Here is a 19518-nt window from a genome sequence, read left to right as displayed (position 1 = left end):
TAAACTGTGGACTATTTATAATGACTTGTAGCCATAAAAACTTTGCCACCATCTTCGCCTGCTGTAACCGAATAACTAAATCCTGGATTGATAGAATAAGCACCATATTCGCCTTGCTTGTTGATGGCAATGAAACCAACTTGAAAATCTTTGGCTTTTGCAGGATTGATTTTTACCAAACGCTCAATCGCTCCTTTGCACGCTTCTTCTGGACTTTTACCCATTCGCATCATTTCTACTACCAAATGTGTTCCTGCAATACGAATGACCTCTTCACCTTGCCCTGACGAAACAGCCGCACCGATTTCATTATCAACAAAAAGCCCCGCTCCAATAATAGGCGAATCGCCCAAGCGACCTTTCATCTTGAAACCCATGCCGCTTGTGGTACAAGCTCCCGAAAGATTTCCTGCATTATCCAATGCAATTGTTCCCATAGTATCGTGATTAAAAGAGCCATCCTCCAAGAAATTTGGGGCAAATGGGCCATGCCCTTCTTTCTTCTGACCTTTTATTTGCTGTTGCTCGATATTCATAACTGGCTTATATTCTGACTTTTTAAGCCAATTTTTATAAGACTTTTCAGCATCAGCTGAAAGTTTATCAGGCTCTTTTTTGAAGCCATTGGCTAAGGCAAATTGTAAAGCTCCGTCGCCAACCAAGAATACGTGAGGTGTACTTTCCATGACTTTTCGAGCAACCGAAATAGGGTGTTTGATATGTTGTAAATAAGCCACTGCCCCACAATTGGCATGTTCGTCCATAATGCAAGCATCTAGGGTTACTTTTCCATCACGGTCTGGGTTTCCGCCCAAACCTACGCAACAATTAATGGTATCTTCAATTGACCTTGCACCTGCTTCTACGGCATCTAAGGCACGACCATTTTTTTCTCGCAAAATTTTCCAAGCAACTGCATTAACAGGCAGCCCACTATCCCATGTTGAAACAACGATAGGTTTTTGTGCAACATTGTTTTTTGCAAATGCTTTACTGATAGATAAAAATGGCAAACTGAGTACCGACCAATGTAAAAAGTTTCTTCTTGATTGCATGAGTTTGTTGATTTGTGATTGGGGAATTGGTTACTGGTTACTGGCAAATTGGTTACTGGTTATCGGGAAATTGGTTAATTGTTACTGAGAAATACTAATTTACCTATAATTAGGTATAATTATTCACGAATTTTCCAATAACCGATTCCCCAATAACTAATCCACCAATTATGCTACTTTTAATAGATTTTCTACGACATAAGCGTGTACACCATAAATTTTGGCGTTATCGCCGAGTTGAGAAATTTCAATGCTTAAATCTTCTTTGAAATCGGTCAAACAGTATTTATTAATGGCATGTTCGATTGGGTTGACAATAAGTTTTTGTGCTTTTGAAAGCACGCCATCAATGATGATGATTTGAGGATTAAATAAATGTACAGCGATAGATAAACCTTTGCCTAATTCGAGTCCAATATTATGAATGATGTCAATCGAGAAGGCATCACCTTGCTGAGCAGCATCAATGACCATTTCGAGGTTGATGTCTTCCAAATGTTCTTTATATTCGCCTAATTTCGATATTTGACCATTTCTCAAGCCTTCTTTGATATTTTTTAACAAAGAAGATGCCGAAGTAATGGTATCCAAACAACCCACTTTTCCGCAATAACATAAAGCACCGTCTGGATTTACTTGAATATGCCCCAGTTCGCCTGCAAAACCTGAAGCACCATCGAAGATCTCTCCATTAATCACAACTCCCAACCCTACGCCCCAATCGACATTGATAGACAATATATGCGATTTCCCTTTTGCTAAGCCGAAACGATACTCACCAAAAGCAGTAGCTTTCGAGTCATTCACCACACTTACGGGTAAATTAAAGTGTTCTTCGATGAGTTTTCCTAACGACTTTTCCTTACTATTTAGACTATTATAGGTAAAATTGATACCTGTATTTTTATTGACTAGACCAGGAATCGAAATGCCTAAAGCAATAATCGCTTTTCCTTTAGCCATTTTCTGCTCCATTATTTTATCAACCAAGCTAAATAAAGTATCTAAAAACGAAGGATTGTTTTTGAGTTGGAGGTCGAAAGTTTGTGTAAAAATTACTTCATTTTTTAGATTGAGTACAGCTACTTTCGTATCATGTGTGTTGATGTCAAGCACTAATATGAACTTTTCAGCAGGGTTGACTTCATAAACAGCAGGTCTTCGTCCTTGTTTTGAGATAGCAAAGCCAGTCTCTACAATCCACCGTTCTTCAACAAGCTCTTCAATCAAAGCAGTAATCGAAGGAATACTTATATGTAATGAATGTGCCAGTTCGGCAATGGTATTCATATTATTAAAATATAACTCGCTGAGAATACCTTTTTTTTGTTTATTTTTTTTAATCTCAATAACAGATTCTTTAATATTGGGTTCAATCTCAGAATCAATAAGGGTTTCAATCATTTTTTTATATTAAATTAGGTTAGTAAGTGCTTTTATAGAATTCGTTGAAAATTACAAGAATAAAAACGAGAAAATTGGATACATTATTCTTTATATGATAATACAGAAAACAAATAAACTGTTCAAGAAAGATACTTTGAAAGACATTTGTAACCAAATTTTTGCATATTTTTATAATTTTGTATAAATATCGTTATATTTCATGGAAATATAATTAACTTTAATAAATTTTACTAATTAAGCCCTAATTAATAAAATTTATTTATAAAGTTAAGGTCTATTTTACCAAAACCTCTATAAAACTAATGAAAAATATAGCTATCAAAGCTAAATCGTATATTTTTCTGATGCTTGCTGCTGCGAGTGTAGCATCAATGTCCTGGAATTGTACCAGTTCATCAGCCGAAACAGGGGCAATTCCTGATGAAGTAGATTATAACTTTCATATCAGACCTATTCTTTCAGATAGATGTTTCAAATGTCATGGTCCTGATGTCAATAAACGAGAGGCAAACTTACGTTTAGACACACCTGAAGGTGCGTATGCCGCTTTGAAAGAAAATCCTAAGGCTCATGCGATTGTAGCTGGGAGTTTGGAAGATTCGGAAGTATATAAACGCATTATTTCAAAAGATACCACAATACAAATGCCTCCGCCTGAGTCAAATCTGAAATTGACACAGCACGAAATCGAACTCATTGGAAAATGGATAAAACAAGGAGCAAAATATAAACCTCACTGGGCATTTATTACTCCAATAAAGCCCAAACTTCCTGAAGCCGACGAAGATTGGGTGAAAAATGAAATTGATAATTTCGTTTACGCCAAAATGGATGAAAAAGGTCTAAAACCCAATGAAGAAGCTGACAAAGAGCATATACTGAAAAGAGTAAGTTTTGATTTAATTGGTTTGCCACCAAGTATCGAAATGCAAGAGCGTTTCTTGAAAGATAATTCGCCAAATGCCTATGAGAAAATTGTAGATGAATTACTTAGAAACAAGCATTATGGCGAAAAAATGGCCATTTCTTGGCTCGATGTAGCTCGTTATGCCGATTCACATGGCTATCAAGATGATGGACTTCGCACCATGTGGCCGTGGCGAGATTGGGTGATTCATGCGTTTAATTCAAATTATCCTTATAGTAAATTCTTGACTTGGCAATTGGCAGGTGATTTATTGCCCAATCCAACGAAAGAAATGTTGTTGGCAACGGGTTTTAATAGAAACCATAAAATAACCCAAGAAGGTGGCGTGATTGATGAAGAATATCGTATCGAATATGTAACCGACCGCACCAATACTTTCGGAAAATCTTTCTTGGCTCTCACGTTCGAGTGTGCTCACTGCCACGACCATAAATACGACCCGATTTCACAGAAAGATTATTATCGAACCTTCGCTTTCTTCAATCAAGTGCCAGAAAAGGGACTTTTTGGAACGATTGATGCTTCTTTTGCTGACCCACCAAACATGAAAATTACGACCGAAGACGTCAACTCTATCTTGAAATTTATCAATAAAAAAGATACAGCAAAAGTCATGGTCATGGTAATGAAAGATACCTCGAAAGTACGCCCGACGTATATTCTGAATCGAGGAAATTATGATTCTCACGGCGAAATGGTTGGTGTCGGAATACCGAAAAGTATCATGCCATTTGACACGAATAAATTAGAGAAAAATCGCTTAGGTTTAGCAAAATGGATGTTGGACGCAAAAAATCCATTGACTTCGAGGGTTTATGTCAATCGTATTTGGGCTTCATTTTTTGGTAGAGGAATTGTTAAAACCTTAGGAGATTTTGGTATGCAAGGCGAGTTGCCTTCTCACCCTCAATTGCTTGATTGGTTGGCGGTAGATTTTCGTGAAAATGGTTGGAACGTCAAGCGTTTGGTAAAACAAATTGTTATGTCAGCTACCTATCGACAATCTTCTACAATTACCGAAAAACATTTAAAAACCGATCCTGAAAATATCTTTTTGGCTCGTGCCACCCGTCTTCGTTTTCCTGCTGAAAATGTACGTGACCATGTTTTGGCTAGTAGTGGTGTTTTAAATGAGGAAATCGGAGGTCCAAGTGTGAAACCTTATCAACCCAAAGGACTTTGGGAAGTAGCAACTTCGGGAAGAGGGACGCTATCGAAATATGTGCAAGACCACGAATCAGAATTGTATCGCCGAGGAATGTATGTTTTCATCAAGCGAACTGTTCCACCACCTTCGATGCTGATTTTTGATGCCAGTAACCGTGACCAATGCGAAGTGCAACGTAGTCGAACCAACACTCCTTTGCAAGCATTGGTGATGATGAACGACCCTCAAACAATGGAAGGTTCAAGGGTTTTGGCGGAGAATTTAATGACAGAGAATATTCCTTTAGAAACTAAACTAGAAAAGGCTTTCAGAAGAATTATTTGCCGAAAACCAAAAGCTAAAGAATTGGAAATTTTGATACAATATTTTGAATCTGAAAGCGAATTTTTCAAGAAAAATACCAAAAAAGCTGATATGATGCTCAAAATTGGTGAATTCAAGCAAAAAGAAACAAAAGATAAAAATGCAACCGCCGCTCTCATGCAAACCATCCAAATGATTTTTAATATGGAAGAGGCGATTGTTAGGGGGTGAAGTTTTAATGTCTATGTTTTTAATTTTAACCCCATTCGAGGTTAGGAGTTCGTGCAAAATCTTTATATACCATAGGTTTCACCTACGGCTATTCGAGCGGTCCGCCGCAGCGGTTAAAGCCCTTTGGGCTTTTTGCGAGAATTATTAGTGAGTAAAATAAGCCCGAAGGGCTTAAACATGAATAGCCACGATTCATACGGCCCGCCGTTGCGGTTAAAGTATTTCAGGCTTTTGAGGTTTTTTTTTAGAGAGTAAAATAAGCCCGAAGGGCTTTAACATGAATAGCCACGATTGAAAATCGTGGAAAAATAAAAGAACAAAAACTGACCCTAAAAGGGTCAAACATCAGAGCAATGAGTACATTCACACAAATACTTTACCAAATAGTTTTCAGCACAAAATACCGAAAAAAGACACTTTCAAAAGGTGAACGCCCCGAATTATTCAAATCTATTTGGGGAATTTTAAAAAATAATAAGTGTCATTTGTATAGAATTAATGGAGTTGAAGACCACATTCATATCATTACAAGTCTTCATCCGTCGGTAGCATTGGCAAATTTGGTGAAGGACATAAAATTAGGGAGTACGAGTTTTATCAAAGAGAAAAAGATTTTTCCAGATTTCGAAGGGTGGCAAGATGGATATTCAGCTTTTACCTATTCAATTGAAGCAAAAGATAATTTGATTGAATATGTAAAAAATCAAGAAGAGCATCATAAAAACAAGACTTTTAAAGAAGAATTGATAATATTATTGAATGAACATGGAATTGAATTTGATGAGAAGTATTTGGATTGAAGTTTTTGTGTTTAACCCCATTCGGGGTTAGGAGTACATGTTATTTTTTATTCCGTAGGTTTTACCTACGGTTATTCGAGTTAAAGCCCTTTGGGCTTTTTAGCGATATTGAAAGAATTATTGTATAGAACAAACACGAAGTGGTTAAATATGAAAAGTGACTATTTGATTTAAAGCCCTTTGTTTTTTTTAACAATATTAAAAGAATTATTATATCGAACAAACACGAATTGGTTAAATATGAAAAGTGACTATTCGATTTAAAGTCCTTTGGTTTTTTTAACAATATTAAAAGAATTATTATATCGAACAACCACAAAGTGGTTAAATATGAAAAGTGACTATTCGATTTAAAGCCCTTTGGGCTTTTTAGCGATATTGAAAGAATTATTGTATAGAACAAACACGAAGTGGTTAAATATGAAAAGTCACTATTCGATTTAAAGCCCTTTGGGCTTTTTAACAATATTGAAAGAATTATTGTATAGAACAACCACGAAGTGGTTAAACATGAATAGCCATGATTGAAAATCGTGGAAAAAGAAAAGCAAATAAAACTGACCCTGAAAGGGTCAAACAATAATATTTACATATAATCGCATTCATCATGCAAAACGAATTTTTCAACCATAAACTAAATATTACCCGCCGTCACTTTTTGGGTAAAGCTGCTGCTGGAATCGGTACTCTCGGTTTAGGCTCATTGCTGATGCCGAGTTTATTTAAAGGCGAAGAAAGTCTTGACCAATTGCCTTTGGGTTTGCCGCATTTTGCTCCTAAAGCCAAGCGAGTGATTTATTTGTTTCAGAATGGAGCTCCATCTCAACTCGAAACTTTCGATTATAAACCGACGCTTACCAAAATGATGGGTCAAGATTTGCCTGCTTCTATCAGAAATGGACAAAGATTGACAGGAATGACTTCAGGTCAGACCAAATTTCCTTTAATGGGTTCTATTTTTGATTTTCATCAATATGGGCAATCAGGGGCTTGGGTAAGTGATTTATTTCCCAATATGGCAAAAATAGTTGATGACCTTTGTATCGTCAAAACGATGAATACTGATGCCATTAACCATGACCCAGCCTTAACTTTCTTGCAAACGGGGGCTCAAGTGGGCAATCGCCCAAGTATGGGAGCATGGGCAAGTTATGGTTTGGGTAGTGAAAACAAAAATCTTCCTGCATTTTGTGTCTTACTTTCTCGTGGTCGTGGCAATGGACAAGGCGTTTATTCAAAATTATGGACAAATGGCTTTTTAGATTCTACGCATCAAGGCGTGGTTTTTAGTAGTGGTGAAGACCCAATTTTGTATTTAAATGACCCTGAAGGCACAGATAAAGAAGCTCGTCGAAGAATGTTGGATAAATTGGCCGAACTCAACCATTTAGGTTTTGAAGAAAATGGCGACTCAGAAGTTCAAGCAAAAGTGCAGCAGTATGAAATGGCTTACAGAATGCAAACGGCCGTGCCAGAACTAACTGATTTATCAAAAGAACCTGACCATATTATAAAAATGTATGGTCCAGAATGCTTAGTGCCAGGCACTTATGCGGCTAATGCCCTTTTGGCTCGAAAATTATCTGAATCTGGTGTAAGATTTGTACAATTATATCATCAAGGTTGGGATCAACATGGCAATCTTCCAGGAGAAATGCCACTTCAAGCACAAGATGTGGATCGTGCTTCAGCAGCATTGATTACAGATTTGAAACAAAGAGGTTTATTAGACGAAACCTTGGTGATTTGGGGCGGAGAATTTGGTCGGACAAATTATTGTCAGGGTACATTTACAAAAGATAATTATGGGCGTGACCATCACCCACGTGCTTATAGTATTTGGATGGCAGGTGGTGGAGTAAAAGCTGGTACCGTTTATGGTGAAACTGATGAATTTGGCTATAATATTGTGCGTGACCCTGTTCATATTCATGATTTTCATGCAACTGTTATGCACTTGATGGGACTCAATCATGAACAACTTACCTATAAACATTTGGGAAGAAGATACCGCCTAACCGATGTAGCAGGAAAAGTTATTTCAGGGCTAATGGCGTAACACAATTTTCCAAATTGTTCAACAAAATATCAAAAGAACTTCATCATTCATCATTAAATTAATGGTTCGTTTTTATAAAATTTCATCCTACCTATTATTAAGTTTTAATCTATTATTACTTTTCTTCTTGCTGTTTGAAACAGACGTAAGCCTCCCACTATGGATGAGTCCTGTTGGGCGAATGCACCCTTTGTTGCTGCATTTACCAATTGGTTTTTCGGTAATTTTGCTTGTTTTTTTATTGTTAAAAAACGAATTTGAGACAAAAACCTATGAAATCCTTGTCAAACTATTATTGACATTGACTGCTATTACAGCTTCGATAGTGGCGTTAATGGGCTTTTTATTGTCAAAAGAAGGTGGTTATGATGCTGACTTGCTACAAATCCATAAATGGACTGGTGCTGGCGTCAGTTTTGTGAGTTATGGTGCATTACTTTTTTCAGATGAAATAAAATTCACAACAAAAAGCTATGGCACTTGGGGATTACTGGTATTGATTGCAATTGCTGGGCATTTTGGAGCAGATATTACGCATGGTGAAAACTACCTTTTTGAAGCATTTCAGACAAAAAAAACAGCACCCCAATTTACCGAAAATAATACCCTTTATGAAGCCGCTATTTTCCCAATTTTTGAGGCAAAATGTATTGCTTGCCACAACGACCAAAAAGTAAAAGGTGAGCTAAATATGAGTAGTATTGAAAGGATTTTGAAAGGTGGGAAGCACGGAGGGATTTGGAAAATCGGAGATGCTTTGAATAGTCATTTAATACAAAGAGCAAATTTACCTTTAGATGAAAAAGAACACATGCCACCTAAAGGAAAACCACAATTGACAACTGATGAAATTGCTCTGTTAACAGCTTGGATAAATGAAGGTGCGGATGTGAAAAAAGTCATAAAAGCATACTTGGCAAGTTCAGAAGCTAAGAAAATGGCGTTGAAATTTATTAGCATTAAAACACCACAAAAAGAAACGAAAGTTTATACTTTTTCAATGCCTTCAGAATCGAGTTTGAAAGAGGTGAATACGCCTTTTTGTACAGTTTTTCAATTTGCCACTGGTTCGCCCGCTTTGCAAGCGGATTTCTTTGTAAGTAAAAAATATGAGCGAAAAACTTTAGAAAACCTCTCAAAAGTAAGTGAACAATTGGTGATTTTGAATCTCGCAAAAATGCCAGTTAAAGATGAAGACATTACTTTGATTGCCAATTTTCCGAATCTCGAACGATTGAATTTGAATCAAACTGATATTACAGGAAATACTTTAGAACAACTCAAAAAATGCAAAAAACTGGAGTCAATTGCTTTAGCTGGAACTAAAATCTCTAAAGGAAACCTTCAAAAACTGCTTGATTTACCTACTTTAAAAGAAGTTTTTGTCTGGAATACAGCTATAGATGAAGCAACGACGAATGAATTTTCAAAGAAGTATAGCAAGATAAAATTTGATAGGGGAGGAGTGGATAATCCAAATGAAATTTTGAAATTAAACCCTCCGATATTAGTCAATGAGGATTTTGTAATCAAAGCTAATACACCAATTACCTTTAAACATACACTTAAAAATGTCAATATCCGCTATACGCTTGATGGCACTGATCCAGATTCTACGACCGCAACTATTTATGATAAACCAATTGTAATTGATGCCTATACGAAAATCAAAGCTATTGCAACAAAAGAAAATTGGTATGCCAGTGGTAAAGTTGAGTTTAGTTTTTTTAAGTCAAATTTTAGTCCAGATACTGCTTATTTGACCAATTTGCCCGACCCAAAATATTCGGGGAAGGGCGTTACTTCATTATATGATTTGAAAAAAGGGCCAAATGATAATTTTTCAGATAAAGCTTGGTTGGGATTCAGAGATAAAGAATTTGTTGCTTTATTTGAATTTAAAAATGCCAAACCTCTTAAAGGTCTGAACATTAGCTATCTACAAAAAATGGATTCGTTTATTATGGAACCTGCATTGGTGGAAGTTTGGGCAGGAACTAACAAAAATGATTTGAAAGTTATACAGAAAATTGTTTCAAAACCTCCTACTAAAATGGAAGGACGAGCCAATTTAGGCATTGAAATTCCTATCAATAAAAATACTTATAAGGTGATAAAATTAGTTGTCAAGCAAATTCAAAAACTCCCAGCATGGCATCCTGGAAAAGGACAAAAAGCTTGGTTTTTTGTTGATGAAGTGTTTTTTTATTGATTTATTGAATATTTTGTAATAAATTATTTGGAGTTTATATGTGTTTTTGTGGAGAAAGTAAAGCATTTTCGGAGTGCTGTGAACCAATTATTAAAGGCGAAAAACAGGCTATAACCGCCGAACAATTGATGCGTTCGAGGTATTCGGCTTATGCCACAGTCGAACCAAAATATTTGATTCAAACGACTCATATTTCTTTATTGAAGAATCAAAATGAAGCTGATATTCGAGCTTGGGCTGAGGAAAATAAGTGGCAAAAATTAGAAGTGCTTTCTTCTCAAAAAGGGCAATCAGACGATAGTAGGGGAGAAGTCGAGTTCAAAGCCTATTTCATTGATTATGAAGGTAAATCACAAGTACATCATGAGAAATCTACTTTTGTAAAAGAATCAGGAAAATGGTTTTATTTGAGTGGAAATATCAACCCGAAAAGTGTTTCACAAGCTCAAAATCGCAATGATTTTTGTGCTTGTGGTAGTGGCAAAAAATATAAAAAATGCTGCGGAAAATAGGCTATTCAATTTTCAATAAACCAAACGTATCAGGTCGATGAAAACGTGGCGTTTCACCACTCATAGTTGGACTCCAACACAAATACGCACAACTGGCTGGCGAACCTTTCCACTCTGGATTTGTATGAGATTTCAATGAAATTATTCTGTAAAAATTGATGCGATACTCACTCTTTTTTCCTCCCAGCAAAGTCCACGGAATTTGCATTTTTCCTGACCAACTATCTTTTGTTTTTGTTACAGAATGAATGATTTTAGCATCTTCATGTTTCACAAACTCACAACTTTTAGGAGCTTCTTTAGTCGGATTTTCAATCCATCCTGCAAAAATTACATTATTTGGATTGATCTCTAATTCTAAATAACGAGTGGGTGTTTTATCTCCTTGGGCAATAAAAAGTTCAAAAACTTCTTGGTTGTACATCTCGCTATTATGTTGATTATAAGTATTTTGTGCTACATAAGGGTTTTGTTGACAATCAAATTCAACTGACAAATATTGTTCATCGGCTTTTAGCTTTACTTCTGTAATTTGCTTAGATTCCTTGCCATCAGTTGCATTTTTGAAATGTGTTTCTGGAAGTTTAACCCAAATGTTTTTGGATAAATTTATAGTTGGAATAGCATTCATTACAAATAGTATAATATAAAGAAAGTTAAACATAGTTTTTTTGTTTTTTTACCAAACATAAGTAGCTACCGAACCTGCCTCAAGTGTAGTAGTTATTTGTTTATTATGATAACGAATATTGAATTCTTGGACTTTACCACCTTCATTTTGTACAATCAAAACTATCTTGCCATTTGGGGTTTTGAAGGCAACATTTGGTAAAGACATTGTAATATTTGAGGCAATTCTAACTGAATTTGGGCGTACAAATTTAGAGGCATGAGCAACAACATAGTAGGCAGGATTTCGTACAACGTTTTCACCAATCGTAATGGCTCCCAAACACTCAGTACAGCCACCAATTGTATGTGGATTCTGTTTTGGGTCAGCGGCCAGATTCCATTCTAAAACAGTTTTACACCAATTGCGGGATGCATCAATAATGAGATTTTTAGTATGCCAAGAAAAATCACCAGCAAAATTACCAGGAGCTCCAATCCACTGTTCAGTAAAGTATAAATTTTTATCAGGATGTGCTTCATGAACACTTCGGATATTCTCTACATTTCCACCGTATAAATGGAAAGCCGAACCATCAATGTATTGACGAGCTTCTGGGTCGTTCAAAACACTAATGGGGTAATCGGGGCGGTCGGCATTATGGTCATAAATAATGATTTTTGTTGAAATTTTTGTTTGTTTGAAAGCTGGGCCAAGATTTTTTTTGATGAAAGTTGCTTGTTCATCTTGGGGCATCAACAAACTTGGATTATTACCAGGATGTAAAGGCTCGTTTTGTACGGTAATGGCATCAATTACGATACCTTCTTTTTTCATACTTTGTATATATTTTACTAAGTATCGAGCATAAGCGTCATAAAATTCAGGTTTTAGTCTTCCACCTTTTGAGTTTTCATTGGTTTTCATCCATGCTGGGGGCGACCATGGGGATCCTAAAATTTTAATTTTTGGATTGATTGCCAATATTTGTTTTAGAACAGGAATCAAATGTTTTTGGTCTTCTGCCAAGCTAAATTTTGCCAGTTTTGTGTCGATTTCTCCTGTTTTTAAATCATCATAAGAAAAAACATTGCCATCGAGGTCAGATGCTCCTACACTGATACGTAGATAGCTTACCCCAATATTATTCTCATCGGTCGCAAATAATTCACGCAAAAGTTTCGCTCTTTCATCAGCTTTCATTTGACTAATTAGCATGGTACTTCCGCCCGTGAGCGTATAGCCAAAACCATCCATACTTTGGAAAGTTTTGGTATCGTCAACATAGATGCTTGGAGAAGTATTTGATATTTTCGAGAAAGTTTGTGTTTCGTTTTGCTTCTGAAACAAAACAGATTTATCTGTTTTGGTAAGCCATTTTTCTACATTTTGTGCATAGATTTGGATTGCTGATAAGCAAAAAAGGAGCGTAAAAGTTTTTTTCATTGTCTTTTGGTTGAATAAGGTGCTGCAAGATACAAAACAGGGACACTATTTTTTAAAATAATGTCCCTGTTTTCTTTAAAAAATTACTTGCTATTTACGAATGGCGGCAACCTCTCTCCGAGGAAGCATATTTTTAGTACGTGTTTTTATCACTTTCACCTCAGTTGGTATGGGTTTTTCTGTAACTTCGGCTTTTTGGGGAGATATCGCTACTTCTTCTTTTACTGGTTGTATTGCTGATTCAATAGGCGGAGCAGGTATCGTTTCTACGGGTATTGGAATCGCAATACTGGATGCCTTTGCCACACTTTCGGTGATTCCAGTTGGTATTTTTGAGACTTCACATTGTTTAATCGCATCATCAATTTCCTTATAATTCCAACCATCCGTTTGACCTTGTTGGTAAAGAGCAATCGCCTTATCAAGCATGAGGTTTACTTCCATAGCAGAATTTTGCTTCAATGCCAAGCGATGCCAATAAGTAGCCTCTTCAATTGATAACTGTGGCAAAATCGGAGCATGAAAATCATCGGGATTGATGACAAGCAACTCACGAAGTTTGGTTTTAGCATCATAATATTGTTTGGTGGCTCGGAGATCTAAAAACTCTTTGGTGAGTTTAATGGCTTGGTTACAACGTTGAGCAAATTGGTTTTCATTTAAATCGGTGCCGTAAAGATTACGATATAAAAAGAATGCTTTGTAATAATCGGCCTTTTTGAATAGCTCATCAGCATAAGCACGGTGGGTTTGAGCAAAACTGGCAAATGGTAGTAATATTCCTACAAGAAGAATACGATTCATGGTCTTTTGTAATCTTTTCATTGTCTGTAATAATATGGGATGGTAATGACAAGTCAAGATCTAATCATCGTATCTTTATAAGGTTTTAATTAAGGAAAACTATATGAATGTTTAAATAAAAACGGCAAAAGAACAGGTTTATTGTTTTTTGCCGTTTTAAATAAAAATCGTTTTCAATGATTACTTCTTAATTACAACTTTACTTTTTACACCGATTCCGAGTTCAATATCTTTTTTAACTTTCTGTGTATCAGTATTTAGTAAACGTACTCCTGCCGATTTATCACCCATTACTTTTAGTAAAATATCTTTATCTGCTTCGTATTGAATGTTATCCAAGACAACATTTTTGCTATTTTGTACTTGCATTATCGTTTTATCTTTGGTCAAAAAAGTGATGTTTTTCAAAGAAATATTTTCTGCTTCAACACAGACTAAACCTTTATTTGACTCAATGATAGCATTTTCGATATTGATATTTTTGATTGACATTTCGGGTAAGCCTCTTATCAGAATAGCTGTTTCAGCTCCTTTACAAACAATATTTTTGATATAAAAATCCTTGAATTGTGGTGTGCCTTCGTTCAAAGGTTCCGCCTTGATGACTGGTAATTCGTTCTCTTGACCATCTGCACGAACAGGGTCTTTTGCTGCATAATACATATCAAAAAGTATTGCTTCACCTGGAATTTCAGTCATATTGATATTATTCACGTAGATATTTTCTACTACACCTCCACGCCCACGAGCGGTTTTGAAGCGAAGTCCAACATCAGAACCCATAAAAGTACAGTCTGAAATATACATATTTTTTACACCACCTGACATTTCTGAGCCAATCACAAATCCACCATGAGCATGATAGACAATACAATCTTTTATGATGAAATTTTCAGTTGGTACACCACGTTTTCTGCCTTGCTCATCTCTTCCTGATTTTATCGTAATTCCATCATCACCAGTATCAAAAGTACAACCTTCCAACACCCCATTTCGGCAAGATTCTAAATCAATGGCATCACTGTTTTGAGCATACCAATGATTTTTTACCGTCACATTTTTCACCGTAATATGGTCGCATAAAAGTGGGTGCATGGTCCATGCTGGGGAATTTTGAAAAGTAATACCTTCGATAATAATATTTTTACAGCGAGTAAGACTCAGCATATTAGGACGTAAAAAATCTTTATAAGAAGCCAATTCTTCAGAAGTTGGTTTTACGCCATTCAAAATTCGCCCTGCATTTGGAATCATATTTCCTTTCAATGATTTTTCTGATGGATACCAATTATTTTTTTTCTCATCTGTAACGCCCGACTTTATCAAAGTGCTCCATTGTCCTGCTGTCAATTTTTCTCTCTTGATGGCTCGCCATACGTCACCGCCACCATCCAGTACTCCTTCGCCAGTGATGGCAATATTTTCTAAATCCACTCCCCAAATAGGTGCTTGACAGCGGTAAGAATCTTGACCTTCCCAAGTTGTCAGTACAATTGGATAATCATCATAATTTTTACTGAATTGTAGTAAAGCACTTTTTTCGATGTGCAGATTTACATTACTTTTCATTACAATTGGCCCAGTAATCCAAAGTCCTTTAGGAACCAAAACTGTACCACCACCTGCTGCACTACAAAGTTCGATGGCTTGATTAATCGCTTTTGTGTTGACAGTCAAACCATCGGCTTTTGCTCCATAACGAGCGATATTAAAAGTGTCTTTTCTGAAAACAGGACGATATGTAAGTGGTAATTCGTAAGCATATTTATCATTAAACTCGGTCTTTTTTAGAAAACTTCTTAATGGACTTCCTGCACTTACAAGTCCGTCAGCCACTAAATTTGCCATTATTTTTGCTCCATAAGCTGTAAAATGAGTATTATCTTCGATTCCCTTCGGGAATTTTGGATAAATACCCGCAGCGATATTCATAAATATTTTCTTAGACCCCTCTACACCATGCTGCTCTATTACTTTTTGACTTGAGGCATGAATGTCAACTAAAGTAATATTGTATTGTTTGGCTATTTCACGAACAACACTCGGATACTCGCCGTGTTGATCAACAAATTTCCCACTCTCTTCAAATTTTCTACGCATGATTGGTGTGAGTAATACTGGTGTTGCACCTTTGGCTTGTGTTTCTTCGATATAGCGAATAAGATTTTTACGATAGGCAGTTTGTGGAGCTGCGTAGCGAGTTGTGTCCGACTCTTTTTGATCGTTATGTCCAAACTGAATAAAGACATAATCTCCTTTGTGAAGTTGGTCATGCACTTTCTTCCAAAGCCCTTGAGCCCTAAAACTCTTGGTACTTCGCCCATTTACAGCATGATTTTGAATTTCTACTGCATTTGTTAATAGTTCTGGAAAAACTTGCCCCCAACCAGTTTCTGGAGCATCGTAAGGGTTTTTATTGGCACAAGTTGAGTCGCCAATCAAAAAGATTCGAGGTTTTTCTTCAGCTATATTAAAGGCAAAAGAGAAGCAAACAATGAGTAGAGAAAGTGCTTTTTTCATTTTTTTAACATAAAACCTGTAAGGTCTTTTCAGACCTTGCAGGTTTATTTGATAGATAAATTATTGATTATCAATATTTTACTTCGTGGAAAACTTATAAACAGTTGTTGTTTGATAAGTTTCACCAGGCTTTAAAACTGTACTTGGGAATGATGGTTTGTTTGGTGAATCTGGGAAATGTTGCGTTTCAAGACATAATCCTGAACGGCGACCATAAACCACTCCTTTTTTGCCAATAACAGAACCATTCAAGAAATTTCCAGTATAAAACTGCACTGCTGGTTCGGTTGTTGAAACTTCCATAAAACGGCCAGTTGTTGGTTCATAAACGCTTGCTACTAATTTCAATGCTTTAGTTGAATCAGTAAAAACCCAGCAATGGTCATAGCCTCCACCAAATTTGATTTGTGTGTCAGTTGAATCATTGATTCTTTCACCAACTTTGTGAGTTGTTGTAAAATCAAAAGGTGTTCCAGCGACAGGTTTTAGCTCACCAGTTGGAATCAAAGTTTCGTCAACAGGTAAAAATTTATCTGCTTTGATTGTTACTTCATGGTTTAGGATGTCGCTTGATCCACTCAAATTAAAATAAGTGTGATTGGTTAAATTCACCACCGTTGCTTTATCGGTTGTTGCTTTATAATCAATTTTCAAAGCATTGTCTTTTTGTAAAGTATAAACTACCTCGACTGATAGATTGCCTGGGTATCCTTCTTCTCCGTCTTTTGAAGTATAGGTCAATTTCAAAGAAGGCTCTTCGCCATCAACAGGCGTTGCTGCCCAAACTCTTTTATCGAAACCTTTCAAACCTCCGTGAAGAGCATTTGGTCCATTATTTATGGGTAATGTATATTCATTACCATCAAGTGTAAATTTTCCTTTAGCAATGCGGTTGCCATAGCGTCCGACTAAAGCACCAAAAAAAGGTGTTCCCTTGATATAGCCTTCCAATGAATCGCAACCATGAGTGACATCTTCATATTTACCATTTTTGTCAGGAGCAGTCCAAGAAACGATAATTCCGCCATAATTTGATATTTTTACCTCCATTCCAGCGGCATTTTTGAGGGTGTAAAGGTCAACTTCTTGACCATTGGCTAATTTTCCGAAAGGTGCTTTTTCAATACTCATTTTTTGTTCAGATGTTTTTGTACTGCAAGAAATCAAAGACATTGTGCTTAGAATTATTAATGCAGCAATAGTTAATTTAAGTGTTTTCATTGTAAATATGGTTGAATTTTTTGGTTTGGAGAATACACTTTGCAATTTAACTTATCTTTTCTAAAACATCGAATTTCAATATCATTCATTTTATTTCTTCACCAAAGGTTTCCATTTTTCTTCAAATACCCACTCAATTGTAATAGTTTTAGGGTCGATTTTTAAATTATCTGCGTGCCAAGCATAATCGCCACCTTTGCGATGACAGTTATAATAATTGACCCTTTTTCCCCATTTCAATTGTGTAGTTGATGCTTGGTAAATGTCGGCATCTGCCATGTTTTCATCAAACTTACAGCCAATCAAAAAGAACTGAGCTTCTCGGTGAAAACGACCTAATTTATACCCTTTATCACCCTCAAAAGTACAATTTTTTAATACTGTTTTCGATGTTTCATCATTTGAACCATCGTGCCAAATTGCCGCATTCATGTTATGGCAAATAAAGTGGCAGTTTTCTGCCCAAGCCGAGCCCCTCGGACAATAGAAATCTACATGACCTTCCATTGTACAATTCTTGAAATAGTACAATCCACCTTCTACATCCCAAGGGCTGACGGTATCTCCACCACCTGCACGGAAAGTACAATTAATAAAACTCAAGCGAGTACCCCCAGGCATGGAGCGAAAAGCAAATTGATGTCCGTCTTTTCTCACAATTTTTGTCCCTGCTTCTTCGCCTTTTTCTCGTGGAAGAGCATAACGGTCTTTGGGAGTAGCTCCAGCCAGCCCACCTGATTCATTGGTACAAGCAATCGTTGTGTCTTTTTTTGCATTAAAACCGTAATCATTTACAACCGTTATATTTTCAAAAAATAAATCGTGCCCTTTTACATTAATGGTTGCAGCACCAAAATCATCTGGATTTGCACAACGCCATACATCTCTTGCAAGTGTGGTACTTATAATTACGCCATCTTGTGATTCGCCTTGTAGTTTTAAATAAGATTTAGTAATCATCAATTTTTCACGATAAACGCCATTTTTGATGAAAATTACTCTCTGTTTAGTCGAATTGGTATCCAAACTATTGATGGCTTCTTGAATAGTTTTAAATTTCCCTGTGCCATTTTGTGCAACGATAATTTTTTGTGCAAGGAGAGCGTGACTTAGTAAGAGAAAGAAAAAACAAAATATTTTTTTCATTTTTTTATTTTTATTGTGAGATGTAGTTCCTATCCTTACGGCTTGCCTTCTCTGACGGAGTAGGAACTCCGTCGTACAGTTATTTTCTTTGTTTTCTACTATATATATTAAGATATATAACTGCGATTTTTGTTAAAAAGCCCCTTCAATTGAAGGAGCTTTTAGGAAAAGTAAAATATAAAAGATAGGTTAGTTACAAATCCGAGAAAAGTATTAAAAAAAATCTGCTTTCATAAAATGGTCTCAAAATGACTTTATTTTAGATGATTGATTGCTACAAAATCCATATCAGCAAAAGATTGATTTTCACCAGCCATACCCCAAATAAATGAATAATTAGTAGTGCCACAACCTGCATGAACAGACCACGGTGGAGAAATAATCGCTTGATGATTGCTTACCCACAAATGACGGGTTTCCTGCGGTTGTCCCATTAAGTGCATCACACCTTGATTTTCTTGAACATCAAAATAGCAATAGACTTCCATGCGGCGGTCGTGTGTATGAGCTGGCATAGTGTTCCAAACACTACCATTTTGAAGTACCGTAAGCCCCATAACTAATTGACAACTGCGAATACCATCCAAGTGAATGTATTTGTAAATCGTTCGTTGATTAGCGGTTTCCACTGCTCCCATATTGGCAGGAGAAGCATTTTCTTTGGTCATCAATTTGGTTGGATAAGTCTGATGAGCAGGAGCAGAAAGTACAAAAAACTTAGCAGGGTTTTCTGCATCAATGCTTTCAAAACTGGCTTCTTTTGTACCTTTTCCAATATAAAGACAATCCAATTTATTGACATTGAAGGATTCACCGTCAACGTTTATTTTTCCATCACCCGCTACATTGATAATGCCTATTTCTCGCCTTTCAAGGAAATATTCTGATTTTAACTCTTCATAAGTGTTTAAAGTAACCGTTTCATTGGTTGGCATGATACCTCCCAAAATCATTCGGTCGTAGTGGGAATAAACTAAATGAATCGCATTGGCAGAGAACAATGTTTCTACTAAGAAATTATTACGTAATTCGGCGGTGTTCATACCCGCCGTTTCTTTTGGACTACTTTCGTATCTTGTTTGCATAACCCCCAACC

Annotated in this window: 14 protein-coding genes; 5 read left to right on the top strand and 9 right to left on the bottom strand. The window is 36.3% G+C overall.

Annotation, left to right across the window (positions count from 1 at the left end; all coding sequences use genetic code 11):
* Positions 1-11: 11 nt before the first annotated feature.
* Together ACQUQZ_RS19835 and ACQUQZ_RS19830 are read right to left on the bottom strand one after the other, a co-directional pair.
* Entirely contained in the window at positions 12-1055 is a 1044-nt protein-coding gene (locus ACQUQZ_RS19835; RefSeq protein ID WP_435356825.1) for an isoaspartyl peptidase/L-asparaginase family protein, read from the bottom strand.
* Positions 1056-1223: 168 nt separating this feature from the next.
* Positions 1224-2459, bottom strand: coding sequence for an ROK family protein (locus ACQUQZ_RS19830; RefSeq protein WP_435356824.1), 1236 nt, complete (start codon positions 2457-2459; stop codon positions 1224-1226).
* A gap of 305 nt (positions 2460-2764) precedes the next feature.
* Here ACQUQZ_RS19830 and ACQUQZ_RS19825 point away from each other — a divergent pair, with 305 nt between their 5' ends.
* The 5 genes from ACQUQZ_RS19825 (at position 2765) to ACQUQZ_RS19805 (ending at position 10675) form a co-directional block, all read left to right on the top strand.
* Complete coding sequence (locus ACQUQZ_RS19825) at positions 2765-5092, top strand: DUF1553 domain-containing protein (RefSeq protein WP_435356823.1); 2328 nt, start codon at positions 2765-2767, stop codon at positions 5090-5092.
* 353 nt (positions 5093-5445) lie between these two features.
* Positions 5446-5892 (top strand): IS200/IS605 family transposase, encoded by a 447-nt coding sequence (gene tnpA, locus ACQUQZ_RS19820; protein WP_435356822.1) that lies wholly within the window; start codon positions 5446-5448, stop codon positions 5890-5892.
* Positions 5893-6499: 607 nt separating this feature from the next.
* A complete protein-coding gene (locus tag ACQUQZ_RS19815; RefSeq protein WP_435356821.1) occupies positions 6500-7951 on the top strand; it encodes a DUF1501 domain-containing protein in 1452 nt (483 codons plus the stop codon).
* 61 nt (positions 7952-8012) lie between these two features.
* Positions 8013-10163 (top strand): FN3 associated domain-containing protein, encoded by a 2151-nt coding sequence (locus ACQUQZ_RS19810; protein ID WP_435356820.1) that lies wholly within the window; start codon positions 8013-8015, stop codon positions 10161-10163.
* 38 nt (positions 10164-10201) lie between these two features.
* A complete protein-coding gene (locus ACQUQZ_RS19805; protein ID WP_435356819.1) occupies positions 10202-10675 on the top strand; it encodes a YchJ family protein in 474 nt (157 codons plus the stop codon).
* A 1-nt stretch (position 10676) separates the two neighbouring features.
* Here the strand turns inward: ACQUQZ_RS19805 and ACQUQZ_RS19800 are convergent, their stop codons facing one another.
* The 7 genes from ACQUQZ_RS19800 to kduI form a co-directional block, all read right to left on the bottom strand.
* Positions 10677-11339 (bottom strand): carbohydrate-binding family 9-like protein, encoded by a 663-nt coding sequence (locus ACQUQZ_RS19800; RefSeq protein WP_435356818.1) that lies wholly within the window; start codon positions 11337-11339, stop codon positions 10677-10679.
* Between the two features lie 15 nt (positions 11340-11354).
* Positions 11355-12731 (bottom strand): glycoside hydrolase family 30 protein, encoded by a 1377-nt coding sequence (locus tag ACQUQZ_RS19795; protein ID WP_435356817.1) that lies wholly within the window; start codon positions 12729-12731, stop codon positions 11355-11357.
* A gap of 90 nt (positions 12732-12821) precedes the next feature.
* The gene (locus ACQUQZ_RS19790) at positions 12822-13556 is read right to left on the bottom strand and encodes a hypothetical protein (RefSeq protein WP_435356816.1); all 735 of its coding nucleotides are present in this window, start codon (positions 13554-13556) and stop codon (positions 12822-12824) included.
* Between the two features lie 159 nt (positions 13557-13715).
* Positions 13716-16055, bottom strand: coding sequence for a glycosyl hydrolase family 28 protein (locus ACQUQZ_RS19785; protein WP_435356815.1), 2340 nt, complete (start codon positions 16053-16055; stop codon positions 13716-13718).
* A 78-nt stretch (positions 16056-16133) separates the two neighbouring features.
* Positions 16134-17276, bottom strand: coding sequence for an aldose epimerase family protein (locus ACQUQZ_RS19780; protein ID WP_435356814.1), 1143 nt, complete (start codon positions 17274-17276; stop codon positions 16134-16136).
* A 90-nt stretch (positions 17277-17366) separates the two neighbouring features.
* A complete protein-coding gene (locus ACQUQZ_RS19775) occupies positions 17367-18422 on the bottom strand; it encodes a pectinesterase family protein (protein WP_435356813.1) in 1056 nt (351 codons plus the stop codon).
* Positions 18423-18676: 254 nt separating this feature from the next.
* Positions 18677-19507, bottom strand: a complete 831-nt coding sequence (gene kduI, locus ACQUQZ_RS19770) for a 5-dehydro-4-deoxy-D-glucuronate isomerase (RefSeq protein WP_435356812.1) — start codon at positions 19505-19507, stop codon at positions 18677-18679.
* Positions 19508-19518 lie beyond the last annotated feature (11 nt).

It is taken from the genome of Emticicia sp. SJ17W-69 (genome assembly GCF_051209875.1).
Taxonomy (GTDB): Bacteria; Bacteroidota; Bacteroidia; order Cytophagales; family Spirosomataceae; genus Emticicia.
This window is presented reverse-complemented; position numbering and strand designations above follow the sequence as displayed.

Excerpts from the sequence above, each read along its gene's own strand:
- ACQUQZ_RS19835 (WP_435356825.1), bottom strand. The coding sequence starts at position 1,055 with ATGCAATCAAGAAGAAACTTTTTACATTGGTCGGTACTCAGTTTGCCA.
- ACQUQZ_RS19830 (WP_435356824.1), bottom strand. The coding sequence starts at position 2,459 with ATGATTGAAACCCTTATTGATTCTGAGATTGAACCCAATATTAAAGAA.
- ACQUQZ_RS19825 (WP_435356823.1), top strand. The coding sequence starts at position 2,765 with ATGAAAAATATAGCTATCAAAGCTAAATCGTATATTTTTCTGATGCTT.
- tnpA (WP_435356822.1), top strand. The coding sequence starts at position 5,446 with ATGAGTACATTCACACAAATACTTTACCAAATAGTTTTCAGCACAAAA.
- ACQUQZ_RS19815 (WP_435356821.1), top strand. The coding sequence starts at position 6,500 with ATGCAAAACGAATTTTTCAACCATAAACTAAATATTACCCGCCGTCAC.
- ACQUQZ_RS19810 (WP_435356820.1), top strand. The coding sequence starts at position 8,013 with ATGGTTCGTTTTTATAAAATTTCATCCTACCTATTATTAAGTTTTAAT.
- ACQUQZ_RS19805 (WP_435356819.1), top strand. The coding sequence starts at position 10,202 with ATGTGTTTTTGTGGAGAAAGTAAAGCATTTTCGGAGTGCTGTGAACCA.
- ACQUQZ_RS19800 (WP_435356818.1), bottom strand. The coding sequence starts at position 11,339 with ATGTTTAACTTTCTTTATATTATACTATTTGTAATGAATGCTATTCCA.
- ACQUQZ_RS19795 (WP_435356817.1), bottom strand. The coding sequence starts at position 12,731 with ATGAAAAAAACTTTTACGCTCCTTTTTTGCTTATCAGCAATCCAAATC.
- ACQUQZ_RS19790 (WP_435356816.1), bottom strand. The coding sequence starts at position 13,556 with ATGAAAAGATTACAAAAGACCATGAATCGTATTCTTCTTGTAGGAATA.
- ACQUQZ_RS19785 (WP_435356815.1), bottom strand. The coding sequence starts at position 16,055 with ATGAAAAAAGCACTTTCTCTACTCATTGTTTGCTTCTCTTTTGCCTTT.
- ACQUQZ_RS19780 (WP_435356814.1), bottom strand. The coding sequence starts at position 17,276 with ATGAAAACACTTAAATTAACTATTGCTGCATTAATAATTCTAAGCACA.
- ACQUQZ_RS19775 (WP_435356813.1), bottom strand. The coding sequence starts at position 18,422 with ATGAAAAAAATATTTTGTTTTTTCTTTCTCTTACTAAGTCACGCTCTC.
- kduI (WP_435356812.1), bottom strand. The coding sequence starts at position 19,507 with ATGCAAACAAGATACGAAAGTAGTCCAAAAGAAACGGCGGGTATGAAC.